Origin of the sequence: Streptomyces cynarae, from assembly GCF_025642135.1 — a bacterium.
GTDB classification, from domain to species: domain Bacteria; phylum Actinomycetota; class Actinomycetes; order Streptomycetales; family Streptomycetaceae; genus Streptomyces; species Streptomyces cynarae.
In genome coordinates this window covers 4,277,972-4,295,851 of the sequence record NZ_CP106793.1, presented here as the reverse complement: position 1 = coordinate 4,295,851, position 17,880 = coordinate 4,277,972, and the positions used below count along the sequence as shown (strand labels likewise).

10 protein-coding genes, 1 tRNA gene, 1 pseudogene and 1 riboswitch are annotated in these 17,880 nt (G+C 73.3%); of the genes and pseudogenes, 7 read left to right on the top strand and 5 right to left on the bottom strand.

Translation table 11 applies throughout. The features are described from left to right. Window positions 1-185: 185 nt before the first annotated feature. Complete coding sequence (locus N8I84_RS19665; protein WP_263230748.1) at window positions 186-695, bottom strand: MarR family winged helix-turn-helix transcriptional regulator; 510 nt, start codon at window positions 693-695, stop codon at window positions 186-188. An 82-nt stretch (window positions 696-777) separates the two neighbouring features. Here N8I84_RS19665 and N8I84_RS19660 point away from each other — a divergent pair, with 82 nt between their 5' ends. The 5 genes from N8I84_RS19660 (at window position 778) to N8I84_RS19640 (ending at window position 6,255) form a co-directional block, all read left to right on the top strand. After that, a complete protein-coding gene (locus N8I84_RS19660) occupies window positions 778-1,926 on the top strand; it encodes a dihydrofolate reductase family protein (protein WP_263230747.1) in 1,149 nt (382 codons plus the stop codon). 115 nt (window positions 1,927-2,041) lie between these two features. Beyond that, window positions 2,042-2,115: transfer RNA gene (locus N8I84_RS19655), tRNA-Met, on the top strand. A gap of 498 nt (window positions 2,116-2,613) precedes the next feature. Then, window positions 2,614-3,819: a PP2C family protein-serine/threonine phosphatase gene (locus tag N8I84_RS19650; RefSeq protein ID WP_263230746.1), complete on the top strand. Its 1,206-nt coding sequence runs from the start codon at window positions 2,614-2,616 to the stop codon at window positions 3,817-3,819. A gap of 211 nt (window positions 3,820-4,030) precedes the next feature. After that, a riboswitch (cyclic di-AMP (ydaO/yuaA leader) is annotated at window positions 4,031-4,187 on the top strand. An 11-nt stretch (window positions 4,188-4,198) separates the two neighbouring features. Beyond that, complete coding sequence (locus N8I84_RS19645) at window positions 4,199-5,221, top strand: M23 family metallopeptidase (RefSeq protein ID WP_390898925.1); 1,023 nt, start codon at window positions 4,199-4,201, stop codon at window positions 5,219-5,221. 89 nt (window positions 5,222-5,310) lie between these two features. Beyond that, window positions 5,311-6,255: an aldo/keto reductase gene (locus tag N8I84_RS19640; RefSeq protein WP_263230745.1), complete on the top strand. Its 945-nt coding sequence runs from the start codon at window positions 5,311-5,313 to the stop codon at window positions 6,253-6,255. 45 nt (window positions 6,256-6,300) lie between these two features. On the opposite strand, the gene N8I84_RS19635 is transcribed toward N8I84_RS19640, so the two are convergent. From N8I84_RS19635 to N8I84_RS19620, 4 genes are all read right to left on the bottom strand, one after another. Then, the gene (locus N8I84_RS19635) at window positions 6,301-7,731 is read right to left on the bottom strand and encodes a PrsW family intramembrane metalloprotease (protein ID WP_263230744.1); all 1,431 of its coding nucleotides are present in this window, start codon (window positions 7,729-7,731) and stop codon (window positions 6,301-6,303) included. A 62-nt stretch (window positions 7,732-7,793) separates the two neighbouring features. Further along, window positions 7,794-8,651 carry a tRNA (guanosine(46)-N7)-methyltransferase TrmB gene (trmB, locus tag N8I84_RS19630; protein WP_390898924.1) on the bottom strand — a complete coding sequence of 286 codons (858 nt, stop codon included), beginning with the start codon at window positions 8,649-8,651 and terminating at the stop codon, window positions 7,794-7,796. A gap of 197 nt (window positions 8,652-8,848) precedes the next feature. Further along, entirely contained in the window at window positions 8,849-10,087 is a 1,239-nt protein-coding gene (gene lhgO / locus N8I84_RS19625; protein ID WP_390898923.1) for an L-2-hydroxyglutarate oxidase, read from the bottom strand. Between the two features lie 52 nt (window positions 10,088-10,139). Next, window positions 10,140-11,567, bottom strand: coding sequence for an MFS transporter (locus tag N8I84_RS19620; RefSeq protein WP_263230743.1), 1,428 nt, complete (start codon window positions 11,565-11,567; stop codon window positions 10,140-10,142). A 681-nt stretch (window positions 11,568-12,248) separates the two neighbouring features. On the opposite strand from N8I84_RS19620, the pseudogene N8I84_RS19615 reads away from it, so the two are divergent. Both N8I84_RS19615 and N8I84_RS19610 read left to right on the top strand, forming a co-directional pair. After that, window positions 12,249-14,332: pseudogene (locus N8I84_RS19615) on the top strand (asparagine synthase-related protein). A gap of 112 nt (window positions 14,333-14,444) precedes the next feature. After that, a complete protein-coding gene (locus N8I84_RS19610; RefSeq protein WP_263230742.1) occupies window positions 14,445-17,843 on the top strand; it encodes an AfsR/SARP family transcriptional regulator in 3,399 nt (1,132 codons plus the stop codon). The last annotated feature ends 37 nt before the right edge of the window (window positions 17,844-17,880 follow it).

Genomic DNA, 17,880 nt, shown 5'->3' with positions numbered 1-17,880 from the left:
GGTCTCGTGTGCGTCGCGCATGGCTGTCGTCTTTCTCCTGGCCGACGATGGCGGGTGCGGAGGATGCGCTTCGCCCTTCGGCCTCATGCTTCAGATTTGAAGCACAACCTCGGCCGAGACTCTATCCCTGCTTTAAACTTCAAGCAACTCTGTTTTCCTGTGTCACCTGTCGCCCGTCGCCTGAGTCACGGCGTGGACGAACGCCGGCGCCACGGCAGCTCGCCGCACGCCGACCGCTCCTCGTCCTGCTGGAGCGCCTCCGTGATCCGGGAGCAGATCGCCTCCAACTGGGCCACCTGCTCCTCGGTGAGGTGGTCGAAGACGGCTGAGCGGACGGTGTCGACATGACCGGGCGCCGTACGCTCCAGAAGCGCCCTGCCGTCCTCCGTCAGGATCGCCACGCTGCCGCGCTTGTCGGTCGGGCAGCCCTCCCGGCGGACCGTGCCGTCCTTCTCCAGCCGGGTGACCGCGTACGTCAGCCGGCTGCGCGTGATCTTCAGCGCCTCGGCGAGGTCGGTCATGCGCATACGGTGGTCGGGCGCCTCGGAGAGGTTGGCCAGGACCGAGTAGTAAAGGTGCGGCATGCCGGCCTGCTGCTGGAGCTGCCGGTCGATCGCGTCCTCCAGGAGCCACGACGCGGCCAGGTACGAGCGCCAGGCACGCAGTTCCTCGGGGGTGAGCCAGCGGGTCGTCATACTGACAGTGTAGTTATTGTTTAAAAGTTGAACCAAGCTGCCCGTTCACCGGATCGTTCGTCCCGAACCCAGGAGCGTCGCCATGGCCCGTCCCTACGTCCTGTTGTCCGCCGCCGTCTCCCTCGACGGCTTCCTGGACGACACCGGGCCCGAACGGCTGCTGCTGTCCGGCCCGGAGGACTTCGACCGGGTCGACGAGGTGCGGGCGGGCAGCGACGCCATCCTCATCGGCGCGGGCACGCTGCGCACAGACAACCCCCGGCTGCTGGTCTACTCGGCCGAGCGGCGTGCGGCCCGCCTCGCCGCCGGGCTGCCGGAGTATCCGCTGAAGGTCACGGTCAGCGCGTCCGGGGACCTCGATCCCGAGGCCCGCTTCTGGCACACGGGCGGCGCGAAGACCGTCTACACGACGGACAAGGGCGCCCGGCGGCTGAGCGGTCTGCTGCCGGCGGACGTGGAGGTGGTCGCGCTCGGACCGGACGTGGAGTGGCGGGCCGTGCTCGACCACCTCGGGGACGTGAAGGGCGTACGGCGGCTGATGGTCGAGGGCGGCGGGAGCGTGCACACGCGACTGCTCCAGCAGGGGCTCGCGGACGAGGTGCAGCTCGTGGTGGCGCCGCTGTTCGTGGGGGAGCCGGACGCCCCGCGGATGTTCGGGCACGGCGCGTACCCGCCGGGGCGGATGCGGCTGGTGGAGACACGCGCGGTCGGGGACGTGGTGCTGATGCGGTACGTGCCCACCGCGCCCGGCGCCGGGAGGCTCGCCTCGGCCGCGGACCGGCGGTGGCTGGAGGTGGCCTGCGAGCTGGCGGCCCATTGCCCCCCGTCGGAGACCGCCTTCAGCGTCGGCGCGGTGGTCGTCGCGGCCGACGGCACGGAACTTGCGCGGGGACACTCCAGGGAGGGCGGCGACCCGGTGGTGCACGCCGAGGAAGCGGCGCTGGCGAAGCTGGACCCGGCGGATCCGAGGCTGGCCTCCGCGACGGTGTACAGCAGTCTGGAACCGTGCTCCCGCCGCGCGTCCCGGCCCGCGCCCTGCGCCCGGCTGATCATCGAGGCGGGGGTGCGGCGGGTGGTGACCGCCTGGCGGGAACCGGACACGTTCGTCGCGTCGGCTGACGGGAACGCGGTGCTGACCGCCGCCGGAGTGGACGTGGTGCTGCTGCCGGAGTACGAGGACCGCGCCAAGGCCCCGAACGCCCATCTGCTGCCCCCGGCCGCCCGTTCCTGACGGCCTCGAAGGGGGCCGAGCAGCTCCGCGTACGGCCGGAAACCGCTGGTGGGAGGCGCGGGGGCGAAACCCGTGCACTACCTGTCGCGCGCATGGCGTACACTGGAATCACCGACGCGGGGTGGAGCAGCTCGGTAGCTCGCTGGGCTCATAACCCAGAGGTCGCAGGTTCAAATCCTGTCCCCGCTACTGAAGGCCGAGGGCCGGAGTCCGAAAGGACTTCGGCCCTCGGTGTTTCCCGGCCCTCTTCCACCCACTGGCGGCTACTCCGCCCGGCCCACAGCGGTCGCCCCCCGCCGCCCTTCCGGGAAGCCTGGACGGGTGGTGCAGCGAGCAGGCGAGCGGTGGTCATGGGAGCAGGAAGATCCGGACGAGCGGCGTGGGCCCGATGGGCCCCGTGAGGAGAGGGCCGAGGACCACGAGCGGTCGCGCGGGCGTCTTTCCGACCGTCACGACGGGTCGGGCGGGCGTCTCTCCGACTGTCACGACGGGTCGGGCGGGCGTCTCTCCGACTGTCACGACGGGTCGGACGGCCGTCTCTCCGACCGTCACGACCGGTTGGACGGCCGTCTCCCCGACCGCAGCAACCGGTCCGGCGGGCGTCTCCCCGACCGCGAGGACCGCCGGCCCGGCAGTCGCGGCAGACCCGGCAGACCCGGCCGGCTCGCCGGAGCCGCCGGAGCCCCCATGCCCGATCCCGACACCCCCCTCCCCGCCCCCGGCACGAGGACCGTTCCGGTTCCGGCGTACGGAGGGGCCGAGGCGGAGGCCGTCACGGAGGCCGAGGAGCGGCGGATCTCGTACGCGCGGGCCTTTCTGCGGGCCCTGCCCTGGCTGCTGATCGTCGCCGGGGTCTGCTTCGACCTCTTCGCCCCGTCCGACTACACGGCCGGCCCCCTCTTCACCGCCGCGCCGCTCGTCGCCGCACCCCTGTTCTCGTTGCGCGGCACCGTCCTCACCGGCACGGCGGCCGTCGTCGTGGTCTTCGGGGTCCACCTCGGGCTCGGCGTGCTCGGGAAGGCGGGCGAGGTCACCGAGGTGGCCACGGTCGTCACCGTCGCCGCCCTCGCCGTCCTCATCAACGTGCTGGTCCGCCGCAATGTCGCCCGCCTCGCCTCCGCCCGCCAGATCGCCGAGGCCGCCCAGCGCGCGGTGCTGCCCGAGCCCGCCGCCCGGATCGGTGGGCTGGACATCGCCGCCCGGTACGAGGCCGCCCAGGCCGACGCGTTCATCGGCGGCGACCTGTACACCGTCCAGGACTCCCCGCACGGCGTACGGCTCGTCGTCGGCGACGTACGCGGCAAGGGCATGGGTGCCGTGACCGCCGTGGCCGTCGTGATCGGCGCCTTCCGGGAGGCCGCCGAACAGGAGCCCACGCTCGAGGCCGTCGCCCAGCGCCTGGAGCGGGCGCTGTCACGCGACCGCGCCGGACGCGAGGGGCCCGACGTGTACGAGGGGTTCACCACCGCGGTCCTCGCCGAGATCCCGCACGGCTCCGGCGTCGTCCGCATCGTCAACCGAGGCCACCCAGCCCCGCTGCTCCTGCTCCCGGACGGTTCCCTGCGAGAACTTCAGGCCCGCGAGCCCGCCCTGCCGCTCGGCATGGGCGACCTCGGCGTCTGGCCCGACCGGGTGGAGGAGTGGGACTTCCCGCCCGGCTCGACGCTGCTCTTCCACACCGACGGCGTCTCGGAGGCACGGGACGCGCACGGCCGGTTCTACGACCCCGCCGTCCGCCTCGCCGGACGGGTCTTCTCCGGCCCCGGCGCCCTGCTGAGCACCGTCACGCGCGAGGTCGCCCGGCACACCGGTGGCCGTGGCACGGACGACATGGCCCTGCTGGCCGTGCGCCGACCCGGCCGCCCCCTGAGCGCGGTCACGACGAGTGAGTGAGCCGTGCCCCTGCGCATAACAACTGACATACTGTCAATATCTGTGAGGCCGCTGAGGCGGAGGCGACTCGCCCGATTTCCTCCGTTCGGGCCGTGTAAGTCCTGGCCGGCGGCCTGAACGGATCTGCCTGAACGGCTTGGAATCCAGGCCCCGCGTCTATTAACGTTCGATAACGCAGCGCGGTCGTCCCAGCCGTCACCGAAGGCGGCTCCGTGCGCGCCTGCCGAATCCCGCGAGGGAACCGGGGAACCACCACCTTGGGGTGAATCACGCGGATACCGCCGTGTCGCACGGCCGGTATACGCGCGTAGGAGACCTTCCTGCTCCGAACCCGTCAGCTAACCCGGTAGGCGAGACGGAAGGAAAGGAGTGCGCCCACGTGGCGTTCAACCGGCCTGCCCAGAGCACCTCGTTCGCCCCGAACAGTACGCAGACGCTCGACGTCGCACCCGGTATCGACGAGGGCCCCTGGGAGGAGTGGAACCCCACCGAGGACTCCATCCGCTCCGTCCGCGGCCGGCACCGCGTCGCCAAGCAGCGCGGGGGCGGGCTGGCCCGCAGCTCCACCGTCCTCGGCGTCGGTGTGATCGCCGCCGTCGGCGCGGGCGGCATGGCCACCGCGCAGTCCGGCAAGCCGCCGGTGTCCATATCCCTGCCGGACCTCTCCTCGGTCACGGAATCCGCCAAGGCGCTCATCGGCGAGGACTCCGGCGCCCCCAAGAGCTCGGCCACCGCTCTCAGCAGCGTCGGCCGGACCGACGCCGGTGATGCCACCGCCGCCACCGGTTCGAAGGGCGCGGGTGAGGCGCTGCGCGCCCGGATCATGCAGCAGGCCGAGTCCCAGCAGGACCGGATCGCGCAGAAAGCGGCGCAGGCCGCCGAGGACGCAGCGGTGAAGAAGGCCGCCGCCGCGGCGGTCAAGGCGCAGGACGACGCGCAGGCCAAAGCCGCCGCCGAGAAGAAGAAGGCGGAGGAGGCCGCGCGGCTCGCCGCTCTCGCCCGGCAGTTCACGTTGCCGACCTCCTCCTACACCCTTACCTCCCACTTCGGCGACGCCGGTGCCATGTGGTCCTCCGGCTTCCACACCGGCCTGGACTTCGCCGCGCCCACCGGCACGCTCATCAAGGCCGTCCACAGCGGCACGATCACGGAGGCGGGCTGGGCCGGCTCGTACGGCTACCGCACGATCCTCACCCTCGACGACGGCACCGAGCTGTGGTTCTGCCACCAGTCGTCGATCAGCGTCACGGTCGGGCAGAAGGTCAGCACGGGCGACGTCATCGGCCGCGTGGGCGCGACCGGCAACGTCACAGGGCCGCACCTGCACCTGGAGGTCCACCCTGACGGCGGCGCCGCGATCGACCCGCTGGCCTGGCTGCGCGGCAAGGGCCTCAACCCCTGACCCCCACCCCCGCGAAGAGCGCGTTCGTTTGCAAGATCTTTGCGGGCTTCCCGGAAGACACCGGCCCGGTCCGGGCGCTGACACAGAGCATGACTTCTCTTCGCAAGCTGGGTTCTTCCGATCTCGAGGTCTTCCCGCTGTCCCTCGGCGGCAACGTCTTCGGCTGGACCGCCGACGAGACGCAGTCCTTCGCCGTCCTGGACGCATACGCGCAGGCGGGCGGGAACTTCATCGACACGGCCGACTCGTACTCGGCCTGGGTGCCGGGCAACGAGGGCGGCGAGTCCGAGACCATCATCGGCAAGTGGGTGAAGGCGCGCGGCAACCGCTCCGACGTGGTCATCGCGACCAAGGTCAGCCAGCACCCCGACTACCAGGGCCTGACCGCCGCCAACATCAAGGCCGCGGCCGACGCGTCCTTGCGCCGTCTGGGCACCGACTACATCGATCTCTACTACACCCACTTCGACAAGCCGGAGGTGCCGGTCGAGGAGATCATCGGCGCGCTCGACGAGCTGGTGAAGGCGGGCAAGGTGCGCGCCATCGCCGCCTCCAACATCTCCGCCGAGCGCCTCCAGGAGTCCCTGGACTTCTCGGACCGCGAGAACCTGGCGCGGTACGTGGCGCTGCAGCCGCACTACAACCTGGTCTCGCGCGACACCTACGAGGGTGCCCTGCAGGACCTCGCCTCCCGGGCGGGGCTCGCGGCGGTTCCCTACTTCGCGCTGGCCTCGGGCTTCCTGACCGGCAAGTACCGGCCGGGTACGACGGTGGAGTCGGCGCGCGCGGAGGGCGCGGCCAAGCACCTCGCGACCGAGCGCGGACAGCGGGTCCTGACGGCCCTGGACGAGATCGCCGAGGCCCGGGGCGCCGAGATCCCGACGGTGGCCCTCGCCTGGCTGGCGGCCCAGCCGACCGTCGCGGCACCGATCGCCTCGGCGCGGACGGTGGAGCAGCTGCCGGCGCTGCTGGCCGTGGCGGACCTGACGCTGACGGACGAGGACGTGGCGAAGCTGACGGAGGCGTCGGCGTAGCACGGCAGACGGCGGAATCGGGCGGTGCCGAGCCGGCGCCAACTCCTAGGAGCGATAGGGGTTGTACTCCGGATACGGCGCCGCCGGACCGTACTGCGGCATCGCAGGGCCGTACTGCGGCGCCACGGGACCGTACTGCGGCGCCACCGGACCGTACTGCGGCATCGCAGGGCCGTACTGCGGTGCCGCCGGGCCGTACTGCGGCGGGCCCTGGAAGGACACGTGTCCGTACCCCGGCCACACCGGCGGAGCCACCGGTGCCGTCGCACGTGCCGCATGCGCCAGCGCCGGCCGCGCCACCTCCCGGCGCGCCCACAGCTCGGTCAGCAACTCCCTTTCCCGTACGACGAAATCGGCGCCCGCGCGGCCCATGCGTCCCCGGTGACGCAGGAACGCCAGGGACGTCGCGTACGCCTCGTACCGCGCGACCGACCGCGCCGCGTCCTTTCCGAAGTGCTGCCTCGCGTACTCACGGGCCAGCCGCCGCGCCCGCATCGAACCGAGCACGAACGGCTCCACCGGCCCCATCCACCCGGCGACCACGTAGGCGGGCAGTTCCTCCCGCACCGTCCGCAGCTCCCGCTGCCGCGTCCAGATGACCAGCCAGGTCAGCAGCCCGAACGCGGGCACCATGAACGACGCGTACACCGCGAAGAACCCGTACTGGCCGAACGTGGACGACCCGTTCCACATGGAGTGCATGCCCATCGCGAGCAGCAGCCCGCAGAGCGGCGTCAGCACCCGCCGGACGTGCTGGCGCTCCGCGGACAGCGCGGCGATGCCGAAGCCGATGCCGGTGAGCACGGTGAACAGCGGGTGTGCGAAGGGCGACATCACCACGCGGACGAAGAAGGTCGCGGCCGTGACGGACGCCAGCCCGCTTCCCCCGCTCATCTGGTCGGTGCCGAAGGCCGTGCCCAGGTAGAGGACGTTCTCGGTGAAGGCGAAACCGGTGGCGGTGACGCCGGCTATCACCACTCCGTCGACGATCCCGGTGAAGTCCCGTCTGCGGAAGAGGAAGACCAGCAGCACGGCCGCGGCCTTCGCGGACTCCTCCACGATCGGCGCTATCACCGTCGCGCCGAGCGTGTCGGCGCTGTGCGGATCGGCGGTCGCGGTCGCTATCCACCGGGTGGCGAAACTGTTGGCGACGATCGCGATGAGCGCGGCGGCGCACGCGCCCCAGGCGAAGGCGAAGATCAGGTTCCGCCAGGGTCCCGGCGCCACCCGGTCCAGCCAGCGGAAGGCCGCGATCAGCAGCGGCACGGGCAGGACCGCGAGGCCCAGCCCGACCAGGAAGCCCTCGGTCCCGGTCTGCTGCCGTACGAGAGCCAGGATGACGAGCCCGGAGAGCGCGAGGAGCGTGATCAGCGCCCCGTACCGCACCCACCGCCTCTGCCACCAGTGCGGGTGCCCGAACGAGCCGGCGGCGGCGTCACCGCCCGGGTGCGTCGGGTACGAGGGAAAGGTGGCCACGGCATCGACCCTAACGAGACGGGGGAGCCGCCCGCGACGGTGTCCAACGGACGCGCGGACGCTCAGCCTTCGGCGGTGGGCTGGTCGCGGTGCGGTACGCGCCGGAAGAGCAGGTCGTTCACGACATGACCCTTGTCCAGACCCTGCCCTTCGAAACGGGTCAGCGGCCGGAAGTCGGGGCGTGGCGCGTACCCGCCGCCGGACTGGGTGTTCTCGAACCCCGGGTGTGCGGTGAACACCTCCAGCATCTGTTCGGCATACGGCTCCCAGTCCGTGGCGCAGTGCACCAGCGCGCCCGGCTTGAGACGGCTCGCGGCGAGCGTGAGGAAGTCGGGCTGGATGAGCCGCCGCTTGTGGTGGCGCTTCTTGGGCCAGGGGTCGGGGAAGTAGACGCGCAGCCCGTCGAGGGAGTCGGGGGCGAGCATCTCGCGGAGCAGGATGATCGCGTCGCCGTTGCCGACGCGGATGTTGGTCAGTCCCGCCCGGTCGGCGAGGGCCAGCAGGTTGCCCTGGCCGGGGGTGTGCACGTCGACGGCGAGGATGTTGGTGTCCGGGTCGGCGGCGGCCATCTCCGAGGTGGCCTCACCCATGCCGAACCCGATCTCCAGCACGACGGGGCGGCTGTTCCCGAACAGCTCGGCGAGGTCGATGACCCGCTGCCCGTCGATGTCCAGCCCCCACTTGGGCCACAGCCGCTGCAGCGCGTCCGCCTGCCCGGCCGTCACCCGGCTCCGCCGCGGCTGGAAGCTACGGATCCGCCGCTCGAAGTGCGACCCGGCGGGATCGGCCTTGGGCCCGTCGGGAAACCGGGGCTCCCCCTTCACCCGGGTGTGCCGAATGGACGCGCCGGCACCACGACCTGAGCCGCCACCGGGGGTGAGCTGGGAATCGTCGGGAGCGAAGTTGAGGGAGTCAGACACAGTGGGATCAATTTTAGGGGGTCGGTCAGCCAGAACCAGCCCGTCCGTCTGGGGGTCCCCCTGCTCGAAGAGCTTGGGGGAGTTCGAGGACGAGGCCGTAAGCCGACGGGGGTCTGGCGACGGACGGAGCCCCCAGGGACGGGAAGGGAGGGGCGGCGGGGGCGGAACCAACCGTGGCGGCGCGGCCCGGGCACCGCTCACTCCCGCCCCAGCACCACCAGCGCCCGCCGCGCCACCTCCCGCCCGATCGCCAGCGAAGCGGTGGCCGCGGGGGACGGCGCGTTCAGCACGTGCACCGCCCGCGCCCCCTCCTGGATCAGGAAGTCGTCCACCAGCGTCCCGTCCCGCAGCACCGCCTGCGCCCGCACCCCGGCAGGCGCCCGGACGAGGTCGTCCTCCCGCACCGCGGGCAGCAACCTCCGCACGGCCTCGGTGAACGCCCCCTTCGACACCGACCGCCGCAGCTCCCCCGCCCCGTACCGCCAGTGCCGACGCGCGATCCGCCACGACCCCGGCCACGCCACCGTCGCGCCCAGCTCCCGAGGCCGTACGACCCCCCAGCCGTACCCCTCGCGGGCCAGTGCCGGCACCGCGTTCGGCCCGATGTGCACCTCTCCTTCGATCCCGCGGGTCAGATGCACCCCGAGGAACGGGAACGCCGGATCCGGCACCGGATACACAAGCCCCCGCACCAGCTCGGGTCGGCGCAGCGTGTAGTACTCGCCCCGGAACGGCACGATCCGCACCTCGGGGTCGTCCCCGGTCAGCCGGGCCACCTCGTCGCAGTGCAGCCCGGCGCAGTTCACCAGTACACGCGCGCGGAGCACCGTCCCGTCACCCGTGCGTACGGCGACCCCCAGGGAGGCGCGCCGGTCGATCCGGACCACCTCCGCCCCGTACCGGATCTCCGCGCCCGAGACCTCCGCGAGCTGCCGGGCGACCGCCACGAAGTCGCAGATCCCGGTGGTGCCCACGTGGATGGCCGCGAGCCCCTGCACCTCCGGCTCGTACTCCGGTATCTGGGTGGCGCCCAGCTCCCGTACCGGAATGCCGTTCTCCCGGCCGCGCTGCACCAGTGCGTGCAGGCGCGGCAGCTCCTCCCGCTCGGTCGCGACGATCAGCTTGCCGGTGACGGCGTGCGCGATGCCGTACTCCGCGCAGAACTTGACCATCTCGGCGGCGCCCCCGACCGCGTACCGCGCCTTCAGGGAGCCGGGTCGGTAGTAGATCCCGCTGTGGATGACCCCGCTGTTGCGCCCCGTCTGGTGGCGGGCCGGGCCGGCCTCCTTCTCCAGGACGGTCACCCGCGTGCCCGGCGCGGCACGCGTGATCGCATACGCCGTCGACAGGCCGACTATTCCGCCACCGATCACCAGCACGTCGCAGTCGTAGGCGATCTCCCGCACCTGCTCCACCTCCCGGTTTCGATAGTGCACTGCGCCACTGACAATGCCTTCAAACCCCGGGCGGCGCCCTGCGGCCGCGCTGTCAGACCGGAGCCATCAAAAGCGGCCGCGCCCGCTCCCGCAGCTCCGCCACGCGCGGTTCGTCGCCGTACGGCTCCAGCCGGTGCAGCAGGTCCCGTACGTACTCGGTCGTGCGCGCCGACGATATGCGCCCGGCGATCTCCACCGCTCGCACGCCCTGCTCGCAGGCCGCGTCCAGGTTGCCCGACTCCAGCTCGGCGACCGCGGACACCACCAGGCGCAGGCCGTGCGAGCGCACGTACTCCTCGCCTGGCCGCGACAGCGCCTGTTCGGTGAAGCGGCGGACCTGGCGTGGGGCCTTGAGGTCGCGGTAGCACTCGGCGGCGTCGGCGGCGAAGCGGTCGTAGGAGTAGAAGCCGAGCCAGGTCGGGTCGTTGTCGCCGTCGCGGGCCCGCTCCAGCCAGCCCTCGGCGGCCTTCAGGGCCGTGCCGGCCGCCTGGGCGTCACCCGCGCGCGCGCGCGCGCGTGCGTGCTCGACCAGGCGGAAGAAGCTCATGGTGCGGGCGGTGGCCAGGCCGCGGTTGCGCTCCAGGGCGGCCTGGGCGAGGTCGACGCCCTCGTCGCCGAAGCCGCGGTAGGTCGCCTGCAGCGACATGGAGGCCAGGACGTAGCCCCCGAGGGGCACGTCGGCCGCCGCGCGCGCGAGGCGCAGTGCCTGGATGTAGTAGCGCTGGGCGGCCTCCTGCTGACCGGTGTCGAAGGCCATCCAGCCCGCCAGCCGGGTGAGTTCGGCGGCCGCGCCGAACAGCGCCCTGCCGACCTCGTCGGAGTACGACCCGAGCAGCAGCGGCGCCGCCTCCACCCTCAGGCACTCCGGCACCATCGACGACCGCCAGTCGCCGCCCCCGTACTTGGAGTCCCAGCGCCTCGCGTCCTCCGCGGCCTCGCGGAGCTTCCGGACATCGCTGTGGCCGACCTTGATCGGCGCCCCGGACCCCTCGCCCGGGACGGGGTCGCGGGCCACCGAGCTGTCGGCTGGTGTTATCAGCCAGCGGGAGGCAGGGGTCGCGTAAGCGCTCACTGCGAACGATCCGGCCAGCGACTGCCAGATGCCGCCGCTGCCGGCCCGGCGCCCGGCGAGGTCGAGACGGTAGAGCTCCGTCGCCGATCTCACCGCCTGTCCTACGTCCCGGGGGAAGGCGAGGCCCACTTCCGGTGCGGGATCCGCGTCCGCCAGACCGATCTCGTGGAGCGGTACGGGGCGGCCGAGCTTCTGGCCGATGGCCGCGGCGATCAGGTGCGGCGCGGCGCCCTGCGGCACCATGCCCTTCGACACCCAGCGCGCCACCGAGGTCTTGTCGTAGCGAAGTGTCAACCCGCGCTGGGCGCCAAGATCGTTGACGCGCCGGGCGAGTCCTGCGTTGCTGATTCCCGCGAGGGCGAGAACGGCGCCGAGCTTTTCGTTCGGCCCGCGTTGCTCCCTGGACATGCGCCACCCCTCGACACAGACGGCTGCCGCGGCGGTGGCATAACCGCGCGGCATTCGTAAACCCAGCGTAGTTCGCCGCATCCCATGCGTTAAGGGGCGTAAATCCGGTTGGCGGGATTGTGGTCCGTACTTATGTACGGAGTGTCGCCATGTGCTCCCGCTGTGTGGCCGTGCGCCCGTCCGTGCGCTCTTCTCCGGCCACCTCGGGGGCGGTTCCATGGGCCGTGCGTGGGTCGGCCCGCTGTACTGGATCCAGTGGGCTGGGGGACACCGCCGCCTTCATCCCCGCGGGCGGCGGACCGGTCCGGGGGGCGAACTCCGTCTCCCGGACCGTGCGTTGCCCAGGCCTGTACGGAGCGTGCCCAAGCCTGGCCGCCCGCCGCCGATTTGGCCGAAAACCGATGGTGGATTTCGACCGCTGCCAAGGCCCCGACCACGACTCTTGAGGGCGCGAACGGCGATTTCGGGGAGCATAACGGGGGCGCATTCACGTCGCTGTTTCCTTCCCCGTGTCTCCGACGGCCGTGGGACGCACGGAAGTTCACCGGCTCGAGGATCGCTCCCCACGGGCGCGTTACGGGGCGCACGAGCTGTGGCTTGCACCCTCCGGGGCCCGTTCTTCGTGGCAGCATGGAGCCGTTCGTACGGTGCACTGGTTGTCCACAGCCTGTGGAGGCGTCGATGCGGTGGTTGGTGGGATGGAGCAGCACCGCCGCGGGAGCCGTCGGGCCCGGCTCGGCCGGCGCCACCGGTTTCGACGGCGAGACCGTGCACCCGGTCGGCTCCCAACTCCTGTGGGGCGACCCCGATCCGCTGTGGGCGGTCGGCGACTGGCGTCCCGACGAGGTGCGCGTCGTGAAGGCCGACGCGCGGACCCGGATCGCGGTCCTGGGCACCTGCGGCGCATCCGACGAGCAGCTGCGCGTCGCCCTGTTCGCCGCCCGGGGCGGGGCACTGCGCCATCTGACGGCCTGGTCCGGCAGCTACACGGCCGTCGTCCAGGTCGGCCGCAGGATCACTGTGTGCGGCGACCTCGCGGGCGCCCGGCCGGTTTTCTACACCCCGTGGGCCGGCGGCACGGCCTACGCGACCGCCGCGCTCCCGCTCGCCGACCTCATCGAGGCCAACCTGGACTTCGGGCACCTGGCGGCCCTGCTCGCCGCCCCCGACGTACCGGCAGCGCTGCACCACTCCACCCCGTACGACGGCGTACGACGCATCCCGCCGGGGCACGCGCTGATCCTGCGCGCGGGGGCCCGGGAGATCGCCGGGTACGAACCGGTCGCCTCCTCGCGGTCGCGGCGCCCCCGGCGGACCCCGCCGACGCGGTGGACGCGGTGCGCGACGCCCTGATCGACGCCGTACGAGCGCGTCTGTCGGCACCCCGGCACGTCCCGAGCGCCGACCTCGACCCCGGGCCGGTGCCCGGCATGGGACCCGCGGAACGCCGTGCCGCGCGCGGAATGCCCGTACCCGGCATCGGAGCCGACCTCTCCGGCGGCCCCGCATCCGGCACCCTGGCCCTCCTCGCGGCCGGGCTGCCGGGCATGCCCGGCACGATCCTCGGCCACGGCACCGGCGCCGGCGAACGCCTGCTCGCCGTCACCTTCAACGACCTCGCCGTCAGGGGCCGCGAGGCCGAACTGGAGCGGGCCGGCACGCTCGCGGCCAACCCCCGGCTGCACCACGTGGTGGTCACCGGCGGAGAGGAAGTGCTCCCTTATGCCGACCTGGAGGGCCCACTGACGGACGAACCGGGACCCTCCCTGGTGACCGCGGCCCGGCACCGCGCCCGTCTCGCGTCGGGCAGCGCGGACCACTTCACCGGCTACGGCGCCCGGCAGGTCCTGGACGCGCACCCGGCCCGACTCGCCGACCTGCTGATGGACCGCAAGCGCCGCCACCTGGTGCGACCCATGGCCGCGCTCGCGAAGGCGGACGGCTCGGTGATGGTCCCCGCGCGCGTGTACAGCGCGGCCCGCAAGCTGTCCCGCACGCCGTACCGGACCGGCGTCGACGCACTCGCCGACCGGCTGATGCGGCGGCGGTTCGAGGAGCCCGGGGGCGCCGTGGGCGCGTCGCTCGCCGCGCTCACCTGGGCGAGACCCGGGCCGGCGGCCCGCTGGCTGACCGGTGAGGCGCTGGCTGAAGTATCGGTTCGCCTCCAGGGGGCCGCGGGCCGGCCGGACGTCGGCCCCGGGCAGCGTCCGGGCGACCACCGCGCGCGTGCCGCACTGGCGAGGCACGCCACCGACCTCCGCGTCCTGGAACAGGCCGCGGAGATCCGCTCCCAGCGGCTGCACGCCCCGTTCCTGGACAACCAGGTCGTCCGCGCCTGCCGCGCGCTTCCCGAGACCCTGCGGGTGCAGCCGGGGGCACGGGCGGCGATCCTGCGCACGGTCTTGGAGGGCGCGGGCGTCGGCAGCCTGCCGCCCGGCTGGGGCGCCCCCTCCCACGGCTCCTCGGCAGCCGCGACCCGCGCGGGCCTCAGGCTCGCCGCGAACTCCCTCGTCGACCTCTTCGCCGCCCCCCTGCTGGCGGAGGCGGGCCTGGTGGAGGCCAGAGTGGTCCGCAAGGCGGTACGCGCGGCGGCCGACGGCGCCCCGCTCCCCCTGGACGGCCTGGCAGACCTGGTCTCCCTGGAACTCTGGCTCCGCCGCCTCCTGTCCCGCCGAGGCACCTGCTGGACGGGAACCCCGGCAAGGGCACGCGCGGTGCCGGCGGGGATCTCGGCCCGGGGAAGGGCGTTGGGGGCGGGGGCGTAGGTGCACGGCGCGCCTGCGGGCACGCGACGGCGGGCACCCGATCACGGCATCCGCAGCCCAGGGACACCGCAAACCCCGTGCCCCACCTCCCACCCCCCGCGACAATGACCCGGTGCGGTACAAAATCCTGGGCACGGCCCAAGCAGAGGACGACCAAGGAACCCCCGTCCCCCTCGGCGGCCCCCGCCTCCGCGCCCTCCTCACCGCCCTGGCCCTCCGCCCGGGCCGCACCACCACCCCTCAGACCCTCATCGACGAGATCTGGCCGGACGACCCCCCGCTCGACGCCCCCGCCGCGCTCCAGGCCCTCGTCGCCCGCCTGCGGCGCACCCTCGGCCGGACCGCCGTCGCCTCCGCCCCCGGTGGCTACCGTCTCGACGCCGGCCGCGACTCCGTCGACCTCTTCGTCTTCGAGGATCTCGTCCAGCGCGGCACCTCCGCCCTCGCCGACGGCGACCCGCACACCGCCGCCCGCGATCTGCGCACGGCGCTCGCCCTGTGGCACGGCCCCGCCCTCGCCGACCTGCCCGACCGCACCGCCGCCGCCCGCCCCGAGGCCCTGCGCCTGACGGCGACCCGCGCCCGCATCGAGGCCGACGTGCGCCTGGGCCGCACCTCGGCCGTCGTACCGGAGCTGACGGAGCTGACGACGGCGCACCCGTACGACGAACCCCTCCACGCCCTCCTCATCCGCGCGCTGCGCGCCACGGGCCGCGGCGCCGACGCCCTCGCGGCGTACGAACGCGCCCGCCGGGCCCTGGCGGACGGCCTGGGCACCGACCCCGGCCCCGAACTCCAGTCCCTGCACGCCGAGCTGCTGTCCCCGCAGATCTCCCCGCAGGCATCCGCTCAGACCTCCGCGCCGCCCGCCCCCCGGACCCTCGGGCCGAGCTCCCCGCAGCCCCCCGCCCCGCTCAAGCCACCGACGGCCCCACGCACCGGCAACCTCCGCCCCCGCCTGAACTCCTTCGTCGGCCGGGAACTCGAACTCGAGGCGATCCGTTCGGACTTGCACAGGGCCCGCCTTGTCACCCTCACCGGGCCGGGCGGCTCCGGGAAGACCCGTCTCGCCGAGGAAGCCGCCGCCGGGCTGCCGCAGGCGTGGCTGGCCGAGCTGGCCCCGCTGGACCGGCCGGAAGCGGTCCCCGCCGCGGTGGTGAGCGCCCTCGGGCTGCGCGAGACGGTGCTGATCACCAACGAGCTGGTGATGCCGCAGGACGATCCGGTCGCCCTGCTGATCGAGTACTGCGCCCCGCGAAGCGAACTCCTGATCTTCGACAATTGCGAACATGTGATCGGCGCGGCGGCCGAGCTGGCCGAGACGCTGCTCACGCACTGCCCGGGCCTCACGATCCTCGCCACCAGCCGTGAACCCCTGGGTGTACCCGGGGAGTCGGTCCGTCCGGTGGAGCCCCTGCCGCCCGATCCCGCGCACCGCCTCTTCCTCGAGCGTGCGGCGGCCGTGCGCCCCGACCCGCACGCCGTTCACGACCCGGAGGCCGTCGACGAGATCTGCCGCCGTCTCGACGGCCTGCCCCTGGCCATCGAGCTGGCCGCCGCCCGCCTGCGGCTGCTGACCTCCCGGCAGATCGCCGACCGTCTCGACGACCGCTTCCGCCTCCTCACCTCCGGGAGCCGCACGGTGCTGCCCCGCCAGCAGACCCTGCGCGCGGTCGTCGACTGGTCCTGGGACCTGCTCGACGAGCGGGAGCGCACGGTGCTGTGCGAGGTCTCCGTCTTCGCCGGCGGCTGGGACCTAGCCGCCGCCGAGGCGGTGTGCACCGGCCCGGTCGCCGACCTGATCGGGGCGCTCGTCGACAAGTCCCTGGTCGTCGCGGGCCCGGGCGACGGGGACGGCGGTACGGGCATGCGCTACCGCATGCTGGAGACGATCCACGAGTACGCCACCGAGCGCGCCGCCGAGGCCCCCGAGCTCCGCGCCGCCGCCGAGCGCCGGCACCGGGCGTGGGTGCGGGCACTCGTCGAGGAGGCCGAACCGAAGCTGCGCTCCGCGGGGCAGCTGCCGTGGATCCGCCGCCTGGAGACGGAACTCGACAACATCCGGGCCGCGCTGTACCGGGCGATCGCCGCCGGTGACGAGGAGGAGGCCGGCGCCATCGTGCTGGCCACGGGCTGGTTCTGGTGGCTGCGCAACTTCCGGCGGGAGGGCACCGAATGGACGGAGCGGGTGCTGCGCCTCGGAGCGGCTCTGGATGCCGGCGTCACGGCGGGCTCCCGGTCGTGGTCGGCGTCGGCGGCAGCGGCGACCAGGCGTCCCTCCACCGACGTCCTCGAGGAACTCGCCGCGATCGACCACGTCGACGCCTTCCTCGCCCGGCCGGCCGCCGAGGAGCGGCACCCCCTGCACTCGCTGCGGATGAGTCTGCGGATGCTGCACCTGTTCTTCGTCGCGGAATCACGGCCGTCGGAGTCGATGCGGGACGAACGGACCCGGCGGTACACCGCCCGGGTCCGGGCGGCCTTCGAGCGGGGCGGCCCGGACGCGGCCCGGTTTCCCGGCATGCTCTGGGCGCTGACCGTGTTCCACATGGGCGAGCCGTACGACGTCCGGCACGCCATGGACGCCATCCTCGCCAACTGCCGCCGCTACGGCGGTGACTGGGAGATCGGCGTGGCCCTCATGTTCCGCGCGCACATGCTCGTCGACTCCCCGGGCGGACTGCACCACGTGGACGGCGACCTGACCGAGCTGCGCACGCTCAGCCGTCGCGTCGGCGACCGCTGGATGCGCGCCCAGGTGTCCAGCGCGGTCGGGGAGGCGGCGATGGGGCGCGGCTCCTTCGAGGAGGCGAAGGGCGAGTACGAGGAGGCACTGCGGCTCGCCCACGAGGTGGGGGCGTACGCGGAGTCCCCGTTCCTGCTCGCCCGGCTCGGCGAGATCGCCTACCGGGAGGGCAAGCGGGCGGACGCGCAGGCGGCGCTGGACGAGGCGAGCGACGCCGCCGACCGGTACGGGGTGCACGACGCCCGCGGGTACGTGAGCCTGCTGCGCGCGCAGATGGCGCTGGACGACGGGGAGACCCTCCGGGCGCGCGCCTTGTGCGAGAACGCGCGGGTGGAGACCGTCCGGAACACGCCGCCGCCGCAGTTCATCGCCGCGCTGAACGGCATCGACGCGCTCGTCACCATCGCCGAGTCCGGGCCCTGCCACGGGCTGCCCAAGCTCGCCGATGCGCTGCGCCATGCGGTGGAGAACAGGTGCGCGGAGTCGGTGACGGCGGGGCTCGTGGACATCGCGGCGAACGCCCTGGCTGCCCTGGGCGAGCACGCCCGCGCGGTCCGGCTGCTCGCGGCGGCCGACCGGTGGCGCCTGCCGAACGCCGTACGACCCGAGCCGGATCGCGTCGAGGCGGAGCGGACCGAGGCGGCGGCGCTGAAGGCGCTCGGGCGGGCCCGGTTCGACGTGGAGCGGGCGAGGGGCACGGAGTTCACCCCGGACGACGTGCTGGGAGAGCTGGCGGGGGCGTCCGCGGACCACCCTGCCCGGTGAGCCGGCGGACCACCCCCGGTGAGTCGGGAGGTCGGAG